The organism is Agrococcus sp. SGAir0287, assembly GCF_005484985.1.
Taxonomy (GTDB): Bacteria; Actinomycetota; Actinomycetes; order Actinomycetales; family Microbacteriaceae; genus Agrococcus.
This window is the reverse complement of the sequence record NZ_CP027942.1, coordinates 578,106-598,778: the sequence shown is the minus strand read 5'-3', so window position 1 is coordinate 598,778 and position 20,673 is coordinate 578,106. Positions and strand designations below refer to the sequence as shown.

The following is a 20,673-nucleotide window of genomic DNA, read 5'->3' as shown; positions in this document are numbered from 1 at the left end:
CGGAACCATGGCAGATTCCTCGTTCGACGTCGTCAGCAAGGTCGACCCCATGGAGGCCGAGAACGCGGTCAACCAGGCCCGCAAGGAGGTCGAGCAGCGCTACGACTTCAAGGGCGTCGGGGCCGACGTCGCATGGGCCGGCGAGCGCATCCTGCTCAAGGCATCGACGAAGGAGCGCGTCGAGGCGGTGCTCGACGTCGTGCAGTCGAAGTTCGTGAAGCGCGGCATCGAGCTGAAGCAGCTCGACGTGGGCGACGCCTACCCCTCCGGCAAGGAGCACCGCATCGAGATCGGGCTGAAGAACGGCATCGGCACCGAGGATGCGAAGAAGGTGCAGAAGATCATCCGCGAGCAGGCACCGAAGGCGGTGAAGTCGCAGATCCAGGGCGACGAGCTGCGCGTGTCGTCGAAGTCGCGCGACGACCTGCAGGCGACGATCCGCCTGCTCAAGGCGGCCGAGGTCGACATCGCGCTGCAGTTCGTGAACTTCCGCTGATGCTCGACCTCCTGCCCGACACGGGGCTCGGGCAGGGGTTCGCGGTGGCGTTCGTCGTGCTCGACGTGCTGCTGCGCATCGTCGCGGTGCTCGTCGTGCCCTACAACCGGCGCCCGCCGGCCGCGATGGCGTGGTTGCTGCTCATCATGGTGCAGCCCATCGCCGGCTGGATCGTCTTCGCGACGCTGGGCCACAACCGGCTGCCGCGGATGCGGCGACGCAAGATGCTCGCGCTGCAGGACGTCATCGGCGAGGTGACGCGCGACATCCCAGACGAGGAGGATCCGCAGCGCTCGGCCGAGTGGCTGCCCGGCGTGCTGCAGATGCTGCGGGCGCAGACGTCGCTGCCGCACCTCGGCGGCAACGCGTGCGTCATCCACGACGACTTCCCCGAGCAGGTCGAGGCGATGGCGCGCGCGATCGATGGTGCGCAGCGCTACGTGCATGCGGAGTTCTACCTCATCGTCTCGAGCGAGGCGACCGAGCCGTTCTTCGCCGCGCTCGAGCGTGCGAGGGCCCGCGGCGTCGAGGTGAAGGTGCTCGTCGACCACATCACGAGCGTGCGCTACCCGCGGCGCAAGGAGACCGTCGCACGACTGGAGGCGATGGGGGCGCGCTGGCAGGACATGCTGCCGCTGCGTCCGTGGCGCGGGCAGTGGCAGCGCCCCGACCTGCGCAACCACCGCAAGCTCGTCGTCATCGACGGCGACGTCGGCTTCACCGGCTCGCTCAACCTCGTCGATCCCTCCTACCTGTGGTCGAAGAACGTCAAGCGCGGCCTGGAGTGGAAGGACACGTGGCTCGAGGTGCGCGGACCCGTCGTCCGCGAGATCGACGTGCTCTTCCTCTCCGACTGGTGGGCGGAGACGAACGAGCTCGTCGACCAGGGCGTCGGCGATCCCGCGCGGCCGGGAGAGGTCGAGGCGTCGGTCGTGCCGAGCGGGCCCGGCTTCGAGGGCGAGAACAACCTGCGGCTCTTCCTCGAGTGCATCCACACGGCCGTCGACCGCATCACGATCGTCAGCCCCTACTTCGTGCCCGACGACGCGATGTCGTACGCCATCACGTCGGCGGCGATGCGCGGCGTGCAGGTCGACCTCTTCGCCAGCGCGATCGGCGACCAGTTCTGGACCTTCCACGCGCAGCGCTCCTACTACGAGACGCTGCTGCGCGCAGGCGTGCGCATCTGGCTCTACCGCGAGCCGATCGTGCTGCACTCGAAGTTCATGGTCTTCGACGGCGAGCACTCGATCTTCGGATCGTCGAACATCGACATGCGCTCGTTCGGCCTGAACTTCGAGATCTCGATGCTGCTCGAGGGACCGGAGATGGCGGGCCGACTGCAGGAGATCGCGGAGCGGTATCGGCGGGAGTCGAGCGAGCTCACGCTCGAGGCTTGGCTCGAGCGCCCGCGCGTCGGGCAGATCTTCGACAACGTCGCGCGCCTCACCTCGGCGCTGCAGTAGCGCGATGCGCGAGCGCGCTCGGGCATCGACGGGCGCGACGAGCGAGCACCTCGACCATGCGGTCGGCGGGCGCGTTCGGGGCGCTGCCGACGCCCGCGCGCCCGTAGGGTCGAGGCATGCAGAACCTGCTCGACGGCCCGCCTGAGACCCTCCTGCCCGCCGACTCCGGCGCGCACGCCCTCGACGCCGGCGCGCACGAGCGCGACGTCGCAGCGGCGCATCCCGACTCGGTGCTCGCGTGGGCGATGCTCGCCGAGGAGGCGCTCGCCTCGGGCGAGACGATCGAGGGCTACGCGTTCGCGCGCACGGCGTACCACCGATCGCTCGACGCCCTGCGGCGCAACGGCTGGCGCGGCCAGGGCCCCGTGCCGTGGTCGCACGAGCCGAACCGCGGCTTCCTGCGCTCGCTCGCGGCCCTCGCGACCGCATCCGAGGCGCTCGGCGACGCCACGGAGGCCGAGCGCTGCCGCATGTTCCTGCGCGACTCGAGCGCCGAGGGCGCCGAGGCGCTCGGGCTCTGACGCCCCTGACCGCCGCTCGCGCGCGAGGGCGCCGCGTGCTCGGCATGCGGGGGCCCTCGTGCGCGCAGGGCTCACGCGCGGTCGTGCAGCGTCACGAGGTACCCGTCGGGGTCGACGAGCGTGCACGTGCGACCGAAGGGGCCGTCGAACGGCGCGACGGCGATGGCGTGGCCGTCGGCGACGAGCGCGTCGTGGATCTGCTGCACGTCGGTCGCGTGCAGCCACAGCGCGACGCCGAGGCCGGGCTGCGACGCGTCGAGGTCGGTGCCCTCGACGAGGTCGCGCAGCGCGAACGCGATGGGCGTCGTCGTGAACACGACGGCGTGGGGCGGGCCGGCGGGCGAGCGCTCGAGACCGAGGTAGCGCTTGTAGAAGGCCTGGGAAGCCGCGAGGTCGCGGACCTGCAGCGAGACGAAGTCGGGGCCGGTGACGGGCATGGTGCTCTCCTTCATGTCAGTTGATTGACATGAAGGACTCTATGTCAGACTGCTGACATGCAGCGACCTGCCGACGGCATCCACCTCGACACATCGCTCGGCTACGCGCTCAAGGAGGCGTCGAGCGCCCTGCGGACGGCGATGGAGGATGCGCTCCGTCCGCTGGGCATGACGATCACGCACTACTCGTGCCTCGAGCTGCTCGCGCAGCGACCCGGCATGTCGGGCTCCGAGCTCGCGCGCGGCGCGTTCGTGACGCGGCAGTCGATGCACGTGCTGCTGCAGGCGCTCGAGCGCGACGGCGCCGTCGAGCGCCCCGCCGAGGATGCCGTCGGCAAGGCCCTGCCCGCGCGGCTCACCGACCGCGGGCGCGCGAGCCTCGCCGCCGCGACCGTCGCGGTGCGCGACGTCGAGCAGCGCATGCTCGGCGACCTGTCGGCCGCCGAGCAGCGACAGGTGCTCGGCGCGCTGCAGCGCATGGCGCGATCGCTGCGCGACGCCTAACGATCGGGGCGGCTCACTCGACTCGCTCCGACGCGGGGGCCGTCGGCTGGTCGTCGAGCCATCCGGGGTTCGCCGCGAGGAACGCCGCCGCGCACACCCAGGTCTGCTCGAGGCTCGGGTTCATCGAGACGACCTTCGACCGTCGTTCCTCGGGCATCGACTCCTCGGCAGCCTCGAGCGCCGACCGCAGGCTCGCGACGAGCGCCGATCGGTCCTGCGAATCGGGCGTCGTCAACGCCGCGAGGTCGACCGTGGTCGTCGAAGCGGTGAACGCCGCCTCGTCGCCCCAGACGCGGCCGGTAGAGAGCTCGTCGGCATCGATCGAGAGGCGCACGATGCCCGACAGCTCGGGCTTCGCCGCCCTCGACATCCATCGCCAGTAGCCCGTGAGCCGCGCGGATCCCACGAGCATGTCGCGCCACGGCACGCGCGACTCCTCGTGCAGCTCGCGCAGCATCCCTCGCACGATCACGGCCGTGGCGTCGAGCTCGCCGGCGTCGTCGCGCACTCGCGAGCCCGACGCGTCGCGTGCATCCACCGATCCCGAGCCGCTCGCCGCATACGCGCCCGGGGCGATCGAGTTGCCCATCGCCTGCCGCACGATGACGCACCGGCGGTCAGCGGTGATCGCGAGGATGCTCGCCCCGATCACGTTCGCCGCACGGGCGCGGTCGAGCGACAGCAGTCGGCCGGCACGGTCGAGCACGTACGGTGCCACGATGCTGTCGCCGTCGGCCTCGTGCCCCATCGACCAGATCTCGTTGCTGCACTCGCCGTCGAAGTACCGCACCGCCTCGAGCACGACCTCGCCCGACTCGACGACCGAGCGCGTCGGCTCCGTCGCGAGCCGGAGCAGCCGCCCGTTGAAGCGCACCGGCAGCCGGCCGAGCCGCCGCCGACGGCCCGCCTCCATGCCGGTGCGGAGCGACCGCCCGGCGATCGCCGCGAGCTCGTCGGGCAGGCGGTACGCGACGCGGCTCCGACGACCACGGATCCGCACGTGCGGCAGCCGCGCATCGACGGCGCGGTCGAACCAGATGTCGGTGCCGAGCGCCGAGCCGTGCCCGATCGTCGACGTCATGACGGGGTCGTCGTGCATCCACTGCACGTCAGCCGCCGACCCCGCCGGCGGTGGCGCGGCCAGCTCCTGCAACGGCGAGGCACGCCAGGCGCGGAAGATGCGCGTGCCGTCGACGACCAGGCCACCGATCGTCACGGCGGCACCGACGACGGTCACGACGAGCGCGATCTCCGGCGGCGCGAGCACCGCGACCGTCGTGACGACGAAGAAGGCGAACGCGGCGATCCAGATCCACTCGCTGCGATACACGAACAGGACGTAGTCGACCCATCCGCGAAGCCGCGACCGCATCCGATCCCCCGCTCGCCGAGACCGCGGGTCAGCGCTCGGCGCGCTCCGTCGCCCGCGAGATCGCGATCATCTCGTCGCGCGGCACGACCTTGATGCGGGCGCGGCCGTGCGGCTCGCCCAGGCCGATCTCGTGCTCGTCGAGGCGGATCCAGCCGGCGATGTCGGTCCAGTCGACGCCGCGCTCGGCGAGCAGCGCCGGGATGGCCTCGGGGCTCGCGTCCTCGGGCGTCCACCACGAGAGCTCGTCGGCGAGCAGTTGCTCGATCGTCTCCTTCGCATCGGACTTCGTGTGACCGATGAGGCCCACGGGTCCGCGCTTGATCCAGCCCGTCGCGTACACGCCCGGCACGGGGCGCACGCCGTCGACGACGCGGCCGGCCTCGTTGGGGATGACGCCGCGCAGCTCGTCGAACGGCACGCCCGGCAGCGGCGACGAGAAGTAGCCGATGGCCCGGTACACGGCCTGCACGGGCACGTCGCGCAGCTCGCCCGTGCCCTCGATGCCGCCCTGGCCATCCGGTCGCGTGCGCTCGATGCGCAGCGCCGTCACGCCGTCGTCGCCGACGACCTCGACGGGCCGCGACCAGAAGTGCAGGTGGAGGCGACGGGATGCCGCGCCCGTCTCGCGCTGGCGCCACTGGTCGAGCACGCGCGAGATCACGAGGATCTGCTTGTTGGCCTTGCGGGCCTCCTCGTCGGGGTCGACGCCGAAGTCCTCGTCGTACAGCACCATGTCGACGTCGCGCAGCTCGCCGAGCTCGCGCAGCTCGAGCGGCGTGAACTTCACGTCGAGGGGGCCGCGGCGGCCGAAGACGTGCACGTCGGTGACGGGCGACGCCTCGAGCCCCTCGACGACGTTCGCGGGCACCTCGGTGGGCATGAGGTCCTCGGGGTGCTTCGCGAGCATGCGAGCGACGTCGAGCGCGACGTTGCCGACGCCGAGCACGGCGATCTCCTCGGCCTCGAGCGGCCACGTGCGCGGCACGTCGGGGTGGCCGTCGAACCACGACACGAAGTCGGCGGCGCCGTAGGAGCCGGGCAGGTCGACGCCGGGGATCACGAGCGGCGCATCCTTCACGGCACCCGTCGCGAAGATCACCGCGTTGTAGTGGCGCTGCAGGTCCTCGAGCTGGATGTCGACGCCGAAGCGCACGTTGCCGAAGAACCGCACGACGCCCGACTCGAGCACCTCGCGCAGCGCCGAGATGATGCCCTTGATGCGCGGGTGGTCGGGGGCGACGCCGTAGCGCACGAGGCCGTACGGCGCCGGCAGGTGCTCGAACAGGTCGATCGACACCTCGCCGCCCTGCTCGGCGACGGCCTTCTTGAGGATGTCGGCGGCGTAGATGCCTGCGGGACCGGCGCCGACGACGGCGACGCGGAGCGTGGTGGGCATGGAGGTCCTCTCGAGCGCGCGGCGCGCGACTAGCGGGTGCGGGTGACGAGGGATGCGGCGAACGCGTCGAGCGCGTCGCGCACGGGGCCCGCGGGCAGCGCCGTGAGCGCCTCGTGCGCGCCGTCGCGCCAGCGCTCCGCCTCGGCGAGCGTGTCGAGCGTCGCGGGGTGCTCGCGCAGCCTCGCGACGGCGTCGGGGAAGTCGTCGCCCTTGCGGTCGATGTCGGCGAGCAGCGCCGCGGCGTCGGCGTCGGATGCGGCGGCGGCGCGCAGGCGCAGCAGCGGCAGCGTCATGACGCCCGTGCGCAGGTCGGTGCCTGCGACCTTGCCGGTCTCGGGCGACGACGACAGGTCGAGCACGTCGTCGACGAGCTGGAAGGCGACGCCGATGCGCTCGCCGTAGTCGCGCAGCGGCTGCCGGTACGCGGGGTCGGCGTTCGACACGAGCGCGCCGAGCTCGGCGGCCGAGGCGATGAGCGAGCCCGTCTTGTCTGCGAGCACGCGGATGTAGTGCTCGACGGGGTCGGCGCCCTGCGGCCCGATCGTCTCGTGGAGCTGTCCGAGGCACATCCGCTCGAACGTGTGCGCATGGATGGCGGCGAACTCCGAGCCGAGCCGCGCGCCGACGGCGCCGGCGCGCGCGAACAGCAGGTCGCCGGCGAGGATCGCGACCGAGTTGCCCCACACCTCGTGCACGGCCGGGACGCCGCGGCGCATGGCGGCGCGGTCCATGACGTCGTCGTGGTAGAGGCTCGCCAGGTGGGTGATCTCGACGACCTCTGCCGCCTGCACGACGCGATCGGTGATGCCGTCGCCGAGCTGCGCGGCGAGCATGAGGAGCATCGGGCGCGTGCGCTTGCCGCCCGCGTCCTTGAGGTACCGCGTCATCGCGTCGGCGACCGGGTCCGTGAGCGCCACGTCCGCGTCGAGCGCGTGCTCGACGCGGCGCAGTCCGTCCTCGAGTGCGTCGACGAGCTCGCGCTCGGGACCGGCGGCCTCGTCGAGGGAGATCCCGAGCGAGGCGGCGAGGCCGCTCACGCCGTCGCCTCGTCGGCGGCCGGTCGCTCGATGATGTCCATGCGCATCGTCTGCTCCGTGGGCTTGCGGCCGCGGTGCAGAGCCACCGCGCCCATCGTCAGGTCGCGGTGCGCGACCCGCGTGAAGCCGGCGCTGCGGATCCACCGCGAGAGGGTCTGCTGGTCGGGCCACGCCTCGATCGACTCGACGAGGTAGCGGTACGAGTCGGGATTCGACGAGACGCGACCGACGACGGGCACCGTGCGCAGGAAGGCGCGATGGCCGGCGCGGGCGATGCGCAGCGGAGGCTTCGACGCCTCGCACACGACGAGGCGTCCGCCGGGCTTGAGGACGCGGTAGAACTCCGCGAGGGCTGCCTTCGGATCCTGCACGTTGCGGAACCCGAAGGAGATCGTGACGGCGTCGAACGTCTCGTCGTCGAAGGGCAGGTCCTGCGCGTCGCCGTGCACGAACTCGATCTCGGGATACCGGCGGCGGCCCTCGGCGATCATGCCCTCGCTGAAGTCGAGGGCCGTCACGAGCGCGCCCGCCTTCGCCATCGGCGCCGACGACGTGCCGGTGCCGGCCGCGACGTCGAGGATGCGCTCGCCCGGCTGCGCCGCGACCGCGCGGTTCATCTGCATGCGCCAGATGCGGTCGTTGCCGAGCGTGAAGAGCGAGTTCATGAGGTCGTAGCGCTTCGCGGTCGCGTCGAACATCTCCGCGACCTCGCTCGGGTCCTTGCCCAGGTCCGCTGCCCCCACGGCATCCATCCTACGGTGGCGCGCATCCAGCCCGTCCCCGCGCGCGAGCGGGTGGACGGGCGCGCGTAGGGTGGGTGCCGTGCAGGCGCAGCGACGACTGCGCGTCGTCACGACGCGCGCCGCCCATGGTCGGCTCATCGCGTACGCCGATGCCGGCTCCCCGCTCGCGTTCGTACGCTCGGGCGACGGCCTCGTGGGCGTGGGCGAGGCGCTGCGCATCACGGTGTCCGGAGCGACGCGCATCGCGGATGCCGCCGCAGCGTGGGAGGCGCTCGTCGCGGACGCCGACGTGCAGGACGAGGTCGGCGCGCACGGCTCGGGGCTCGTGGCCTTCGGCACGTTCGCGTTCGCCGACGACTCGGCGGCCGAGAGCGTGCTGATCGTGCCGCGCGTCGTGCAGGGTCGGCGCGGCGACGACGCGTGGACGACGCGCATCGCCGTCGACGACGAGCCGCTGCCGGAGCCGACGCCGCGGCGCGAGGTCGACGACGTGCGCGTGACGCTGACGCCGGGCGCGATCGGTCCCGATCGCTACGCGGCGATCGTCGCCGAGGCGGTGGAGGCCATCCGGGCCGGCGAGCTCGAGAAGGTCGTGCTCGCGCGCGACCTCGTGGGCGAGCTGCCCGCGGGCGCCGACCTGCGCAGCGCGCTGCTGGGGCTGCGGCGCCGCTACCCCGACGCCATCACGTACGCCGTCGACGGACTGCTCGGCGCGAGCCCGGAGATGCTCGTCGCCGCACGCGACGGTCGCTGCTTCACGCGCGTGCTCGCCGGCACCGCCGCCCGCGGTGCGACGCCCGAGCTCGACGGCGAGGCCGCCGAGGCGCTCGCCGAGCGCGCGAAGGACCTCGGCGAGCACCGCCTCGCCGCGGAGTCGGCGATGGAGTCGCTGCGACCCATCAGCCGCGACCTGGCTGCGAGCGGCCCCTATCCCCTGCGGCTGCCGAACCTCTGGCACCTCGCCACCGACATCACGGGCACGCTCGAGGGCACGGTGCTCGACGCGCTCGCCGCGCTGCATCCCACCGCCGCCGTCGCCGGCACGCCGCGCGCCGACGCGCTCGCGCGCATCGCGGCGCTCGAGGGCATCGACCGCGGGCGCTACGCAGGCCCCGTGGGCTGGCTCGACGCGGCCGGCGGCGGCGAGTGGGCGATCGCGCTGCGCGGCGCGCAGGTGTCGGCCGACGGCGCGATCCGCGCGTTCGCGGGCGCCGGCATCGTCGCGGACTCCGTGCCGGCGGACGAGCTCGCCGAGACGGCGATCAAGCTGCGCCCCATCGTCGACGCGTTCGGCGACCCGCTGCCGCCGCGCCCCGTGCTCGAGTAGGCACGCGCCTCAGCGTCGGCGTCGGTGCGCGGGGTGCCTGCACCACAGCTCGGGGTGCGCGGGCTCGTCGTAGGAGACGTACACGGCGGTCGTACGTCCGTCCGGCAGCGGGAGCACGGGAGTGGGGATGGCGCTCCAGTCGGGTCCCGGCGGATCCGACGCCCAGTCCTGCTCGGGCGGCTCCGACCCGTCGAACCACGGCGACCAGCGACGCGCGGCCTCGCCGGCATCCTCGACCGACGCATCCGCGACGACGACGAAGCCGGCGACGCGATGCGCCTCGCACATGCCCCACGACCGCTCGCCGGTGGATCGGATCGCCTCGAAGCGCTGCGACCCGTCGATCGCCTCGCCGCGGCGATCGACGTCGAGCCGCATGGACTCCACGCCCTCGACGACTCCTCGCACGCGTCGCACGATCCTCGGGGCTCCCGCGAGCTCGAAGGGGTCCATCACGTGATCGATCGCCCGTCCACCGGCCCAGCGTCGGGTGGTCTCGAGCTCGTCGTCGACGACGATCCAGTCGAGGCGGTCACCGACGGCGACGCGGAAGCCCTCGTCGCCGAGCGCGGTGTCCCCGACCCAGATCGACAGGCTCACGCAGGGCCCTCCGGCACGCCACCGAGGGCCAGCAGGCGCGCGCGCTCGGCGTCGACGTCGAAGTCCGCGGCCGGCCACTGCGGATCGATCGCCTCGAGGGCTGCGACGAGCAGCTCCTGCACCGCGAGCCTCGCGTACCACTTGCGATCGGCGGGCACGACGTGCCACGGGGCGTCGGGCGTCGCCGTGCGCTCGATCGCGATCTCGTACGCGCGCTGGTAGTCGGGCCACAGCGAGCGCTCGTCGACGTCGCCCGGCTCGTACTTCCAGTGCTTGTCGGGCCGGTCGAGCCGCTCGAGCAGCCGCGCACCCTGCTCCTCGTACGAGATGTGCGGCATGACCTTCACGACGTGCACGCCGCCGGCGACGAGCCGCCGCTCGAACTCCACGATGCGGCCGTAGCGCTCCTCGACCGTCTCAGGCGACGACAGCCCCCGCACGCGGTGGATGAGCACGTCCTCGTAGTGCGAGCGGTCGAAGACGCCGATCCTGCCGGGCCCCGGCAGCGCGCGCTCGATGCGCCAGAGGAAGTCGTGCGCGAGCTCCTCCTGCGTCGGGCGCTTGAACGAGGCGATCGCGACGCCCTGCGGATCGACGGAGCCCACGACGTGCCGCACGAGCCCGCCCTTGCCCGCGGTGTCCATGCCCTGCAGCACGAGCAGCACGCGCCGCTCGTCGCCTGCGGTCGACGCCGCGAAGAGCCGCTCCTGCAGGCTCGCGAGGTGCTCGGCGCGCTCGGCGAGCAGCGCCTGTCCGGCGGCCTTGCCGCCGTCGAATCCGGGCGTGCCGCGCGGGTCGACGTCGGCGAGACGGATGGGGCCGCCGGCGTGGGCCACGGCTGCGGGGATCGCGCTCATGCGGCAGAGCCTAGCCACGCGAGCCGTGCGGCTCACTCGGCCAGCCGCACCTCGACGAGGCAGCTCGCGGCCCTCGTGAGCGCCCGCTCGAGCCCGGCTCGATCCTCCACGAGCACGTGCTGCCAGCCGTACGCGGCGGCGAGGCTCGCGAGGTCGACCGACTGCGGGGTGCGCTGCACGCGCGCGAAGTCGCGGACGTCGGCCGTGCCCGCGACCTCGAGGTCGTCGAAGATCGTGCCGCCGCCGTCGTTGCCGACGACGATCTGGAGCCGCGGGCGCGGCTCGTCGGCGGGCACGTGGAAGCCACCGACGTCGTGCAGCAGCGTGAGATCGCCCATGAGGGCGCGCGTGACGCCGCGACCGCCTGCGCGGTCGTGGGCGAGCGCGACGCCGATCGCCGTCGACACCGTGCCGTCGATGCCCGCGAGGCCGCGATTGGCATGGACCGTGATCGGCTTGCCGCCGACGGTGCGGTCGAGCACGCGGATGAGGCGGGATGCCCCCAGCACGAGCCGGTCGTGCGGCCAGGTGTGCTCCCACACGGCGCGCGCGAGCATCGCCCGCGTGACCGGTCGGCGCGCGTCCTCGAGCACCGCGCGGGCGTAGCGATCGCGCGCGAGGTCGGCACCGGGGATCGGAGCCATGTCCGCATCCAGCAGGCGTCGCGACGCCTGCACCCAGCGCCCCACCCATGCGCGCGCCCACTCGCCCGGCTCCCCCTCGACGACGAGGTCGCCCTCGACGACCGTCCCACGCACGTTCTCGAGCCCGCGGCGGCCGGCGACGACCACCTCGACGTCGTCGCGGCGCACGAGCCGCGTCACGACGCGCGTGAGCGTGGGGTGCCCGACGACGACGACGCGGCGCACCTCGTCGGCCAGCTCGGAGGCGACGACGTCGGGCACGACGAGGTTCGGGCCGAACCGGGCGCTCGACGACGGCTCGGCGACGAGCGGTGCGCCGAGGTCGATCGCGAGCGCCGACGCCGCGGGCCCCGCGTCCGCGCCCGCGACGACGACGGTGCCGGGCTCCGGGGCGATGGCGTGCGTCTCGCGGGGCATGGCGACGACGCGATCGACGGGCGTGTGCGCATGCGCGTCGCCGCCCGAGAGCGGGTCGCGGAAGCCGACGTCGAGCTGCACGGGGCCGGGCTCGCGCGCGCCCTCGGCGCCGAGCGCCTCCGTCACGATGCGCACGGCATCGGCCTCGGGCGTCGCCTCCGCGTCCGCGAGGGCGACGACGACGGCGCGAGCAGCGTGGGCGAAGATGCCCGGCTGCATCGTCGTCTGGTTCGAGCGGATGCCCTGCAGCTCTGGGGGACGATCCGCGGTGATCGCGATGAGGGGCACGTCGGCATGGTGCGCCTCGAGCATCGCGGGGTGCAGCTCGGCGACCGCGGTGCCGCTCGTCACGACGATCGCGACGGGTGCGCGCGTCTCGCGCGCGAGGCCGACGGCCAGGAAGCCGGCGGAGCGCTCGTCGATCCGCACGTGCAGGGCGAGCCGATCCTCGCGCGCGAGCCGCGCTGCGGCGAGCGCGAGCGCCTGCGACCGCGATCCTGGGCAGACGACGACGTCGTGCACGCCGGCGTCGACGAGGGCTGCGAGCAGTCGGTCGGCGTAGGAGGCTGCGGCCGCGTCAGCCACGGCGCGAGTCGTCGTCGCGCTCGTCGGTCGACGGGGACGTGCGATCGGCGGGCCCGACGCCCTCCTCGCCCGGCTCCTCGGCCTGGTCGTCCGGCACCTCGGGCTGCACGCGACGCGAGCGGTCCGCCAGCTCCTCGTCATCGAGCGCCGCGAGCTGCTGCTCGAGCTCGGCGATGCGGCGATCCGACTCGTCGGCGCTCACCCAGGTGCCCGTCTGCGTGCGGAACTCCTTGGAGTCCTCCGGCCCCTGCGGCGGCGCGAACGACCGGGGCGCCTTGCCCCAGAACAGCCATCCGAGCGGTCCGACGACGGGCACGAGCACGATGAGCACGGCCCACAGGACGCGGTTGAGCCTGCGGATGCGGCGGTCGTCGGTGATGGTGAGGTCGACGATCGCGTACACCGCCATCGCGACGGCGAGGATGCCGCCGATGATGTAGAAGCGGGCCATGCGGCACACTGTACGCGCCGGTCCTATGGGGATGCCCGGCGTTCCGCGGCGCGCGTACGCTGGTGCCGTGCGTGCCATCGTCTCCTACGCCCTGCTGCGTGCCGCGCTGTTCGTGCTGCCGTTCGCGATCCTGCTCGCGGCGGGCGTGCCCTGGTACGTGGCGCTCGTCGTGGCGCTGCTCTTCGCCTTCGCCGCGAGCGCCGTCTTCCTGCGCAGGCAGAAGGAGGCCGTGAGCGCCGAGATCGCGCGTCGACGCGGCGAGCGGGGCATCCGCGACGACGAGGACGTCGAGGACGAGGCCGTGGACGGCGAGCGCGGCGCGGCGGCGAATGCGGAGGACGAGACCGGTCCGTCGCATCCCGCGCCGTCCAACGACGCCGAGGACGGCACGGTCGCCACGACGACCGTGGACCCCGACGTCACGGTCGAGGGCACGACGCGGGACGACGAGCGCCGCGAGCGCTGATCGAGCCCGGGCTCGCTAGAGGGCGAAGCCCGTGATGCCGCCCCACAGCGCGACCGCCGTGCCGAGGCCGAACAGCAGCGTCGCGAGCGACGTGAGGCCGAGCGCCGTGACGTAGTCGCGCGTCGTGCGCGCCATGGCGACGATCACGACGGCGGGCAGCGCGACGACGAGCACGAGCAGCACGAAGGGGCCGTAGGCGAGCGCGAGCGCGTAGATCGCGACGATGCCGAACGGCACGAGCATGAGGATGCCGTAGAGCACCTTGGCCGCGACCCGTCCGATGAGGGTCGGGATCGTGCGCTTGCCCGCCGCCCGGTCCGAGTCGACGTCGCGCAGGTTGTTCACGAGCATGAGCGCGGCGGCGAAGCAGCCCATGGCCGCGCCGAGGACGAGCGAGTCCTCGGTCCAGCGGCCGAGCATCGCGAACACGGTGCCGTTGACGGCGATCATGCCGAAGACGAGGAAGGCGACGATCTCGCCGAGCCCGTAGTAGCCGTAGGGCCGCGGACCGCCCGTGTAGAGCCAGGCGAGCGCGATGCAGGCGGCGCCGACCGCCAGCAGCCACCACTGCTGCGACACGACCGCGAGCGCGACGCCCGCCGCGGCGCCGAGCCCCAGCAGCACGATCGCGACCGTGCGCACGCGAGCGGGGTCGACGGCGGTGGAGGACGTGATGCGGCGCGGGCCCGTGCGCTCGAGGTCGGTGCCGCGGACGCCGTCGGAGTAGTCGTTCGCGACGTTCACGCCCATCTGCAGCAGCACGGCGACCGCGAGGGCGAGGAGGGCGATGACGAGGTGGTACCCCTCGGCCGCGTAGGCGGCGCCGACGCCGACCGCGACGGGGGAGACCGCCATCGAGAGCGTGCGGGGCCTCGTCGCAGCGACCCAGTCGCCGAGGGTCGGCGGCTGCTTCGCGGCGCGCACGGCGGTGCCGCGCCTGGCGGGGTTGCCGGAGCGCGCGCGAGCGCGCTCGTCCTGCTTGCGTCCGCCCGGTGCTGCGCTCGTCTTCGCCACGCGTCGAGGGTACCGGCGGTCGCTGGGACGTCGGCTCGTCGACGCCGCACGCGAGCGGGCACGCCCGTGCAGGATGCACGCGAGGACCCGCTCACGTGCGGGTTCGACGAGGTCAGCGCGGGCGAGGCGCGGACGGCGTCGAGCGCCACCACGAGCTGCGCCGCTGCCGCATGCGGCTCGCGACGAGCCGCGCGAGGCGCTTGCGATCGGGCTTGCCGGTGTGGGTCGTCGGGATGACCGACACCGTGACGACGTGGTTGGGGCGCGCGGGCTTGCCGAGCGCGTGCTGCACGGCCTGGCGGATCTCGGCGAGGTCCGGCCGCAGGGTCGTGACGACGACGGGCACCTCGCCCCACTCGGCATCCGGGCCCGCCACGACGACCGCGTCGGGCGCGAACACCTGCACGACGTGCTCGACCGCGGCGAGCGAGACGTTGACGCCGCCCGAGACGATGACGTCGTCGATGCGCCCCGACACCTGCAGCTGGCCGCCGATGAGCGAGCCCGCGTCGCCCGTGCGGAACCACCGCGTGCCGCGCGCGTCCTCGACGAAGCGCCGGGCGGTGAGCTCCGGATCGGTGTAGCCGTCGGCGAGATGCGGTCCCGAGATCTCGATCTGGTCGGTGAGCCGCACCTTCGTGGCGCCCAGCGGCCGCCCGTCCCACACGCAGCCGCCGCACGTCTCGGTCATGCCGTACGTGCGCGTGACCTTCCACCCCAGCCGCGCGGCGCGCTCGATGAGGCCGATCGGCGCGCGCTGGCCGCCGAGCAGGATCCGGTCGAGGCGTCGGATCGGTGCGATGAACGAGCGGTCGAGCTGCGCCGCGTCGACGAGGCGTGCGAGCTGCGTGGGCACGAGCGACGTGTAGCGGCGGTCGTGCTCGAGCGACTCGACGGCGGCGACGAACGCCTCCGCCGTGAACGAGCCCTCGGTGCGCACGAGCGGCGCTCCGGACGCCGCGTTGCGCCAGACGACGTTGCGACCGGCGATGAACGACTCCGGCAGCGACAGCACCCACTGGCCGGGGCCGCCGAGCGCCTCGTTGGCCGCATCCGTCGAGGCCGCGATCGCGTCGTCGGAGAGCACGACCTGCTTCGGCACGCCAGAGGAGCCGCTCGTGGCGACGATCTCGGGCATCAGCGCCGCCCCATCAGAACGCCCACGGGAACGGCGACCAGTCGGGGTCGCGCTTCTCGAGGAAGGCGTCGCGGCCCTCGACGGCCTCGTCGGTGCCGTACGCGAGGCGCGTCGCCTCGCCGGCGAAGAGCTGCTGGCCGACGAGCCCGTCGTCGACGGCGTTGAAGGCGTACTTCAGCATGCGGATCGCGGTCGGGCTCTTGCCGAGGATCTCGCGCGCCCACTCGATGGCGGTCGTCTCGAGCTCGGCGTGCGGCACGGCGGCGTTGATCGCGCCGGCGGCGAGCGCGCGCTCGGCGGAGTACTCGCGGGCCAGGAAGAAGACCTCGCGGGCGAACTTCTGCCCCGTCTGGCGCGCCATGTAGGCGGACCCGTAGCCCGCGTCGAACGAGCCGACGTCCGCATCCGTCTGCTTGAAGCGCGCGTGCTCGGCGCTCGCGATCGTGAGGTCGCACACGACGTGCAGCGAGTGCCCGCCGCCCGCGGCCCAGCCGGGCACGACGGCGATGACGACCTTCGGCATGAAGCGGATGAGGCGCTGCACCTCGAGGATGTGGAGGCGGCCCGCGCGCGCCGGGTCGATCGTCTCGGCGGACTCCCCCTCGGCGTACCGGTAGCCGTCGCGGCCGCGGATGCGCTGGTCGCCGCCCGAGCAGAAGGCCCACCCGCCGTCCTTCGGGCTCGGACCGTTGCCGGTGAGCAGCACGACGCCGACGCGCGAGTCGACGCGCGCGGCCTCGAGGGCCCGGTACAGCTCGTCGACGGTCGACGGCCGGAAGGCGTTGCGCACCTCGGGTCGGTCGAAGGCGATGCGGGCGATGCGGCCGTCATGCGAGCGGTGCGACGTGACGTCGGCGAACCCCTCGGACTCGGGCGAGACCACCCACGCGCTCGGGTCGAACAGCTCGGAGACGGTCACCTCCCCAGCCTACGCCGGAGGGCCGACGCGGCTCGCCGTCCTCCTGGCTGCGAGCACGTCAGAACGCGGGGATGGACGGCACGACGACGTACGACTGCAGGTCGTCGGCGAACACCGCGCGCACCTCGATCGTCCACTGATCCGGCGCGCCGCCGATCCTCCGCACGAGCACGCCCATGACGAGGTCCCGCTCGCCGATCGACGACGAGTAGCCGTCGGAGACGGCCTCGAGCCGCTCGCCGGGCGCGAGCGGCTCCACGGCGGGACAGCCGACGGCCGCGGTCTCGGCGCAGGCGGCCACGTAGTCGACCGCGGCGGCCTGCAGCTCGTCGCGCATCTCGGCGCCCGGCTGCGCGCCGCCGAACCAGAAGAAGCCGTCGCCGAGCACGGCGAGCGTGCGGTCGACGACGTCGAGCCGCGGCGACGTCGTGACGTCGAGCTCGTAGCTCCCCGGGTAGAGCCACAGCGGGTCCTCGCCGATCGCGAGGCCGTCGGGGAGCGGCTCGCCGGCGATGCCGTCGACCTCGGCGAGCGCCACGAACAGCGGCGACGCGACGGCGAGCCCGGTCTCGATGCCCCAGCCGGCGTCGCCGCGCACGAGTCGCATCCGCAGCGGCGCGCTGGATGCGCCGAGCCCTGGCACGGTCACGGCGCACGACACCGTCGCGACGTCGTCGTCGACCGAGGGCTCGCGGCACTCGTACGAGGCCCCCTCGACGGGTGCGACGTCGAGCAGCGAGACGTCTCCGTACTCGTCGTCCGGCGGCGCCATGCGCGTCGCCGTCTCGAGATCTCCGGTCTCGAGCGCCTGCACGTAGGCGTCCGCGACCCGCTGCAGCTCGGCGAGCGACCCTGCCTCGGACTGGCGCTGGATCGCCGGCACGGCGACGAAGGCCGCGGCGACGAGCCCGGCCCCCACGACGAAGGCGACGAGGGGATTGCGTGCCAGGGCGAGCGCGCGCCGACGCCGCGTCACGGGGCGCTCGGCCGCATCCGCCTCGTCGCGTCGCGTCGCGTCCGGCTCGTCGCGTCGCACCGCCGACGGCTGCGCGTCAGCGTCGCCTGCGAGCCCGAGCTCCGCGCGCATCGCCGCCTCGCGCGCCGCGTCCTCCGCCTCCGCTCGCTGCCGCGCGACCTCCTCGTCGCTCGGCATCGCGAAGTCGGGCATCCGCTCGCTCACCCGTACGTCTCCGTCACGCCCGTGACCTCGAGCTCGTACGTCTCCCAGTCGTCGGCGAAGCGCACGAGCACCTCGACGACAGGCGCCGCCGGGGCCCCGGTGCCCGACACCCGGACGCCCATGCCGATCGTGGTCGCATCCTGGCCCCAGCTCTGCTGGGAGAGCGTGGTCGACAGCGTCCGGCCGTCGGGCGGCACGACGATGCCGCACGCCGCGGCCGCTGCGGCGTCGACGACGCAGGCTTGGGCGAACTCGAGCGCGGCGGCCTCGGCGGCGGCGACGATGACGTCGCCCGGCTCGGCGTACACGCTGAGCCCGCCGCCGCCGTCGGCGACGACGAGCCCGCCGAGATCGGCGAGCTCGATGAGCTCGGAGGTGCGGGTCTCGACCTCGTAGCCACCCGGCAGCGCCCAGTACTGGAGGACTCGGCGGTCGAGCACGTCGGCCATGGGCACCCCCGAGATGGCGACGACCTCGAACATCGACTCGGCGATCCAGGCCGGCTGCTCGAGCCCAGCCGTCACCTGCCATGCGCCGTCGATGCGCTCGAGTCGCAGCTGCGCGCCGGGCGCCATGCCGCCGTAGCCGGCGACGCCGAGGGTGCAGCGGGCGATCGCGACGTCGCGCCCGGGTCTCGGCTCGGGCACGTCGCACGTGACGTTCGCCGGCGCGGTCGGCATCACGCCTGCGTCGAGCAGCGCCGTCGACGTGGTGCCGTCCTCCGGGCGATGGAAGGCGAGCACGGCCTCCAGGTCGCCCTCGGAGACGGCCGCGGCGTACTCCTCGACGATGCGCTCCAGCTCCGCCTGCGAGCCGCGCTCCGTCCAGGCAGTGAGCGCGGGCGCGGCGAGGAATCCCGCCGCGACGAGCGCGGCGCCGGCCGCGAACGCGACGACGGGGTTGCGCGCGACGGCGAGCGCTCGCCGCCGCACGGCCCGACGCGCGGCGTCGAGCCGCAGTCCGCGCCGCCCCGGCCGTCCATCGATCCGCGTCGCGGGATCCGGCGGCGCGAGCGCACCCGCCGGCGTCGCGTCCGCAGCGCCGGCCTCCGCGCTCGCGGCACGCGCGACGGCCCCCTCGTCGACCGGCTCGGGCTCGAGCCCCAGCTCGTCGCGCAGCGCCGACGTCGGATCGGCGGCCCGTGCCCTCGCGATCGCCTCGGCGCGACGCTCGGCGGCGAGCTCCTCGTCGCTCGGCATCGCGAAGTCGGGCATGCGCTCGCTCACGACGCACCGATCCTCGCGGGTCCCGGCGTCGGCGCATCCATGGCGCGAGCATGCCAGACGCGCTCCGACGGCGGCTGGCCGTCGGCGCGCCGCGGCGGCGTCAGAAGATCGCGAGCGAGCGCCACAGGAACGTCGACGCGACGAGGAACAGGATGAGCGTCGCGCCACCGAGTGCCGCGCCGAGCGCGCCCGTGCGCCGGCCATCGGGCGTCGCCGCTGCGAGCAGCCCGCACCCGACGCCCGCGACGCCGAGCACCGTCACGCTCACGAGCACGGCGACGACGCCGGGCCGCTCGCCCGCGACGGGTGCGAACAGGTGCGTCGCCTGCTGCAGGAACGAGACGACCTGGCCGATCATGCCGACGGGCACGACGAGCAGCGACAGGCGGCCGAGACCGCGACCGCGCGCCCGGATGGCGTCGGCGAGCCTCACAAGCCCAGCGCGATGGCGACGACGAGCGGGATCAGCGGGTTCGTGAGCACGAGCAGCGCGAGGGAGCCGACGCCGAGGATGAGGTTGACGCGACCGCGGCGCACGAGCGCGCTCACGGCGCAGCCCACCGTGCCGAGCGTCAGGATGCCCCAGAACGGCAGCGCCGTGATGAAGAGCCCTGCGAGCGGCGTGAAGAGCATCCCCATCGAGACGACGAAGATGAGTGCGCCGAGCGCCGCGAGCGCTGCCGCGACCCACCCGAACACCGTGTTGCGCTTCACCTGCTGCCCGGGCGCGAGTCGCGTCTCGGTGACCCAGGGCATCTCGGTCGTCGTCATGGCGACCAGCATGCCGTACTCGGCGCCGCCATGGCTGCGTCGCAGCCGTGAGCCGCGCGGACGACGACCGGCCCGTGACGCGGTGCCGACCGTCGGCCAGGATGGAGGGGATGCTCCCGCCCATCGAAGCGCTGCTCGACACCCTGCGCGTCGTGCGCCTGCCGCTCGCCACGCGCTTCCGCGGCGTGACCGAGCGCGAGGCCGCATTCGTGCGCGGGCCGCAGGGGTGGGGTGAGTGGAGCCCCTTCCTCGAGTACGAGCCCGACGAGGCCGCCGCGTGGCTCGCCGCCGCGATCGAGGACGCCTGGGAGCCGCGACCCGCAGCCGTGCGCGACCGCATCCCCGTCAACGCGACGCTGCCGGCCGTCGCGCCGAGCGAGGTCGCGGGCGTGCTCGCCCGCTACGACGGCTGCCGCACCGTGAAGGTGAAGGTCGCCGAGCGCGGGCAGACGCTCGAGGACGACGTGGCGCGCGTGCGCGAGGTGCGCACGCTGCTGCCGGATGCGCGCATCCGCGTCGACGCGAACGGCGGCTGGAACGTCGACGAGGCCGAGTCGGCGGTGCGCGCGCTCGAGCGCCTCGACCTCGAGTACGTCGAGCAGCCGTGCGCGACCGTGCCCGAGCTGGCCGAGCTGCGCGCGCGCATCCATCGCCTCGGCGTGCCGGTCGCGGCGGACGAGTCGGTGCGCAAGGCGACCGATCCCATGGCCGTCGTCGCCGCCGGCGCCGCCGACGTGCTCGTCGTGAAGACGCAGCCGCTCGGTGGCGTGCGCAGAGCGCTCGCGATCGTGGCGGAGGCGGGCCTGCCCGCCGTGGTCTCGAGCGCGCTCGACACCTCCGTGGGCCTCTCGCAGGGCGCCGCGCTCGCCGCCGCGCTCCCCGAGCTGCCGTTCGACTGCGGGCTCGGCACGGCGGCGCTGCTCGTCGAGGACGTCGCCGCGCCGCTGCGGCCCGTCGACGGCGGCATCCCCGTCAGCCGCGTGGACGCCGACGAGCACCGGCTCGCCTGGCACGCGGCGCCCGCCGATCGCCTCGACTGGTGGCGTCGGCGGCTCGAGGCCTCCTACGCCGTGCTCGCCGAACGGACCTGACGCGTCAGCCGGCGT

Annotated in this window: 23 protein-coding genes; 7 read left to right on the top strand and 16 right to left on the bottom strand. The window is 73.8% G+C overall.

What is annotated here, in order from left to right; all coding sequences use genetic code 11:
• Positions 1-7 precede the first annotated feature (7 nt).
• The 3 genes from C1N71_RS02800 to C1N71_RS02790 all read left to right on the top strand — a co-directional run bounded on the left by C1N71_RS02800 (position 8) and on the right by C1N71_RS02790 (position 2,483).
• Positions 8-496: a YajQ family cyclic di-GMP-binding protein gene (locus C1N71_RS02800; protein ID WP_137755026.1), complete on the top strand. Its 489-nt coding sequence runs from the start codon at positions 8-10 to the stop codon at positions 494-496.
• The gene (locus C1N71_RS02795; protein WP_137755025.1) at positions 496-1,962 is read left to right on the top strand and encodes a phospholipase D-like domain-containing protein; all 1,467 of its coding nucleotides are present in this window, start codon (positions 496-498) and stop codon (positions 1,960-1,962) included. Before C1N71_RS02800 ends, C1N71_RS02795 begins: the two co-directional genes overlap by 1 nt.
• A gap of 116 nt (positions 1,963-2,078) precedes the next feature.
• Complete coding sequence (locus C1N71_RS02790; RefSeq protein WP_137755024.1) at positions 2,079-2,483, top strand: DUF3151 domain-containing protein; 405 nt, start codon at positions 2,079-2,081, stop codon at positions 2,481-2,483.
• 71 nt (positions 2,484-2,554) lie between these two features.
• Here the strand turns inward: C1N71_RS02790 and C1N71_RS02785 are convergent, their stop codons facing one another.
• Positions 2,555-2,920: a VOC family protein gene (locus tag C1N71_RS02785; RefSeq protein ID WP_137755023.1), complete on the bottom strand. Its 366-nt coding sequence runs from the start codon at positions 2,918-2,920 to the stop codon at positions 2,555-2,557.
• A 57-nt stretch (positions 2,921-2,977) separates the two neighbouring features.
• Here C1N71_RS02785 and C1N71_RS02780 point away from each other — a divergent pair, with 57 nt between their 5' ends.
• On the top strand, positions 2,978-3,424 hold the full coding sequence (locus C1N71_RS02780) for a MarR family winged helix-turn-helix transcriptional regulator (protein WP_137755022.1): 447 nt from the start codon (positions 2,978-2,980) through the stop codon (positions 3,422-3,424).
• Between the two features lie 13 nt (positions 3,425-3,437).
• On the opposite strand, the gene C1N71_RS02775 is transcribed toward C1N71_RS02780, so the two are convergent.
• The 4 genes from C1N71_RS02775 to C1N71_RS02760 are packed head-to-tail and all read right to left on the bottom strand — an operon-like array spanning position 3,438 to position 7,972.
• A complete protein-coding gene (locus tag C1N71_RS02775; RefSeq protein WP_137755021.1) occupies positions 3,438-4,796 on the bottom strand; it encodes a hypothetical protein in 1,359 nt (452 codons plus the stop codon).
• Between the two features lie 28 nt (positions 4,797-4,824).
• On the bottom strand, positions 4,825-6,192 hold the full coding sequence (locus C1N71_RS02770) for an FAD-dependent oxidoreductase (RefSeq protein ID WP_137755020.1): 1,368 nt from the start codon (positions 6,190-6,192) through the stop codon (positions 4,825-4,827).
• 29 nt (positions 6,193-6,221) lie between these two features.
• A complete protein-coding gene (locus tag C1N71_RS02765) occupies positions 6,222-7,229 on the bottom strand; it encodes a polyprenyl synthetase family protein (protein ID WP_137755019.1) in 1,008 nt (335 codons plus the stop codon).
• Positions 7,226-7,972: a class I SAM-dependent methyltransferase gene (locus C1N71_RS02760; protein WP_254678071.1), complete on the bottom strand. Its 747-nt coding sequence runs from the start codon at positions 7,970-7,972 to the stop codon at positions 7,226-7,228. The genes C1N71_RS02765 and C1N71_RS02760 overlap by 4 nt, the downstream gene beginning before the upstream one ends.
• A 79-nt stretch (positions 7,973-8,051) precedes the next feature.
• On the opposite strand from C1N71_RS02760, the gene C1N71_RS02755 reads away from it, so the two are divergent.
• On the top strand, positions 8,052-9,299 hold the full coding sequence (locus C1N71_RS02755; protein WP_217496031.1) for an isochorismate synthase: 1,248 nt from the start codon (positions 8,052-8,054) through the stop codon (positions 9,297-9,299).
• Between the two features lie 9 nt (positions 9,300-9,308).
• Here C1N71_RS02755 and C1N71_RS02750 read toward each other — a convergent pair whose 3' ends face one another.
• Genes C1N71_RS02750 through C1N71_RS15225 form a run of 4 tightly spaced genes read right to left on the bottom strand, consistent with a single transcriptional unit; the run spans position 9,309 to position 12,853 of the window.
• Positions 9,309-9,899 (bottom strand): hypothetical protein, encoded by a 591-nt coding sequence (locus C1N71_RS02750; protein WP_137755017.1) that lies wholly within the window; start codon positions 9,897-9,899, stop codon positions 9,309-9,311.
• A complete protein-coding gene (locus C1N71_RS02745) occupies positions 9,896-10,756 on the bottom strand; it encodes a PPK2 family polyphosphate kinase (RefSeq protein ID WP_137755016.1) in 861 nt (286 codons plus the stop codon). Before C1N71_RS02745 ends, C1N71_RS02750 begins: the two co-directional genes overlap by 4 nt.
• 32 nt (positions 10,757-10,788) lie before the next feature.
• The gene (gene menD / locus C1N71_RS02740; RefSeq protein ID WP_254678070.1) at positions 10,789-12,402 is read right to left on the bottom strand and encodes a 2-succinyl-5-enolpyruvyl-6-hydroxy-3-cyclohexene-1-carboxylic-acid synthase; all 1,614 of its coding nucleotides are present in this window, start codon (positions 12,400-12,402) and stop codon (positions 10,789-10,791) included.
• Positions 12,395-12,853 carry a PLD nuclease N-terminal domain-containing protein gene (locus tag C1N71_RS15225; RefSeq protein ID WP_254678069.1) on the bottom strand — a complete coding sequence of 153 codons (459 nt, stop codon included), beginning with the start codon at positions 12,851-12,853 and terminating at the stop codon, positions 12,395-12,397. The genes menD and C1N71_RS15225 overlap by 8 nt, the downstream gene beginning before the upstream one ends.
• A 67-nt stretch (positions 12,854-12,920) precedes the next feature.
• Here C1N71_RS15225 and C1N71_RS02730 point away from each other — a divergent pair, with 67 nt between their 5' ends.
• On the top strand, positions 12,921-13,319 hold the full coding sequence (locus tag C1N71_RS02730) for a DUF4229 domain-containing protein (protein WP_175414065.1): 399 nt from the start codon (positions 12,921-12,923) through the stop codon (positions 13,317-13,319).
• A 15-nt stretch (positions 13,320-13,334) separates the two neighbouring features.
• On the opposite strand, the gene C1N71_RS02725 is transcribed toward C1N71_RS02730, so the two are convergent.
• From C1N71_RS02725 to C1N71_RS02695, 7 genes are all read right to left on the bottom strand, one after another.
• Entirely contained in the window at positions 13,335-14,333 is a 999-nt protein-coding gene (locus C1N71_RS02725; protein WP_137755012.1) for a 1,4-dihydroxy-2-naphthoate polyprenyltransferase, read from the bottom strand.
• A 112-nt stretch (positions 14,334-14,445) separates the two neighbouring features.
• Positions 14,446-15,471: an AMP-binding protein gene (locus C1N71_RS02720; protein WP_137755011.1), complete on the bottom strand. Its 1,026-nt coding sequence runs from the start codon at positions 15,469-15,471 to the stop codon at positions 14,446-14,448.
• Between the two features lie 13 nt (positions 15,472-15,484).
• Positions 15,485-16,390 carry a 1,4-dihydroxy-2-naphthoyl-CoA synthase gene (locus C1N71_RS02715; RefSeq protein WP_137755010.1) on the bottom strand — a complete coding sequence of 302 codons (906 nt, stop codon included), beginning with the start codon at positions 16,388-16,390 and terminating at the stop codon, positions 15,485-15,487.
• A 58-nt stretch (positions 16,391-16,448) separates the two neighbouring features.
• Positions 16,449-17,570, bottom strand: a complete 1,122-nt coding sequence (locus C1N71_RS02710; protein WP_137755009.1) for a hypothetical protein — start codon at positions 17,568-17,570, stop codon at positions 16,449-16,451.
• On the bottom strand, positions 17,567-18,796 hold the full coding sequence (locus C1N71_RS02705; RefSeq protein WP_137755008.1) for a hypothetical protein: 1,230 nt from the start codon (positions 18,794-18,796) through the stop codon (positions 17,567-17,569). The genes C1N71_RS02710 and C1N71_RS02705 overlap by 4 nt, the downstream gene beginning before the upstream one ends.
• Before the next feature lie 100 nt (positions 18,797-18,896).
• Positions 18,897-19,229, bottom strand: coding sequence for a hypothetical protein (locus tag C1N71_RS02700; protein ID WP_137755007.1), 333 nt, complete (start codon positions 19,227-19,229; stop codon positions 18,897-18,899).
• A complete protein-coding gene (locus C1N71_RS02695) occupies positions 19,226-19,567 on the bottom strand; it encodes a hypothetical protein (protein ID WP_137755006.1) in 342 nt (113 codons plus the stop codon). Before C1N71_RS02695 ends, C1N71_RS02700 begins: the two co-directional genes overlap by 4 nt.
• A gap of 110 nt (positions 19,568-19,677) precedes the next feature.
• Between C1N71_RS02695 and C1N71_RS02690 the strand changes: the two genes are divergently transcribed.
• Positions 19,678-20,658: an o-succinylbenzoate synthase gene (locus C1N71_RS02690; protein ID WP_137755005.1), complete on the top strand. Its 981-nt coding sequence runs from the start codon at positions 19,678-19,680 to the stop codon at positions 20,656-20,658.
• Positions 20,659-20,673 lie beyond the last annotated feature (15 nt).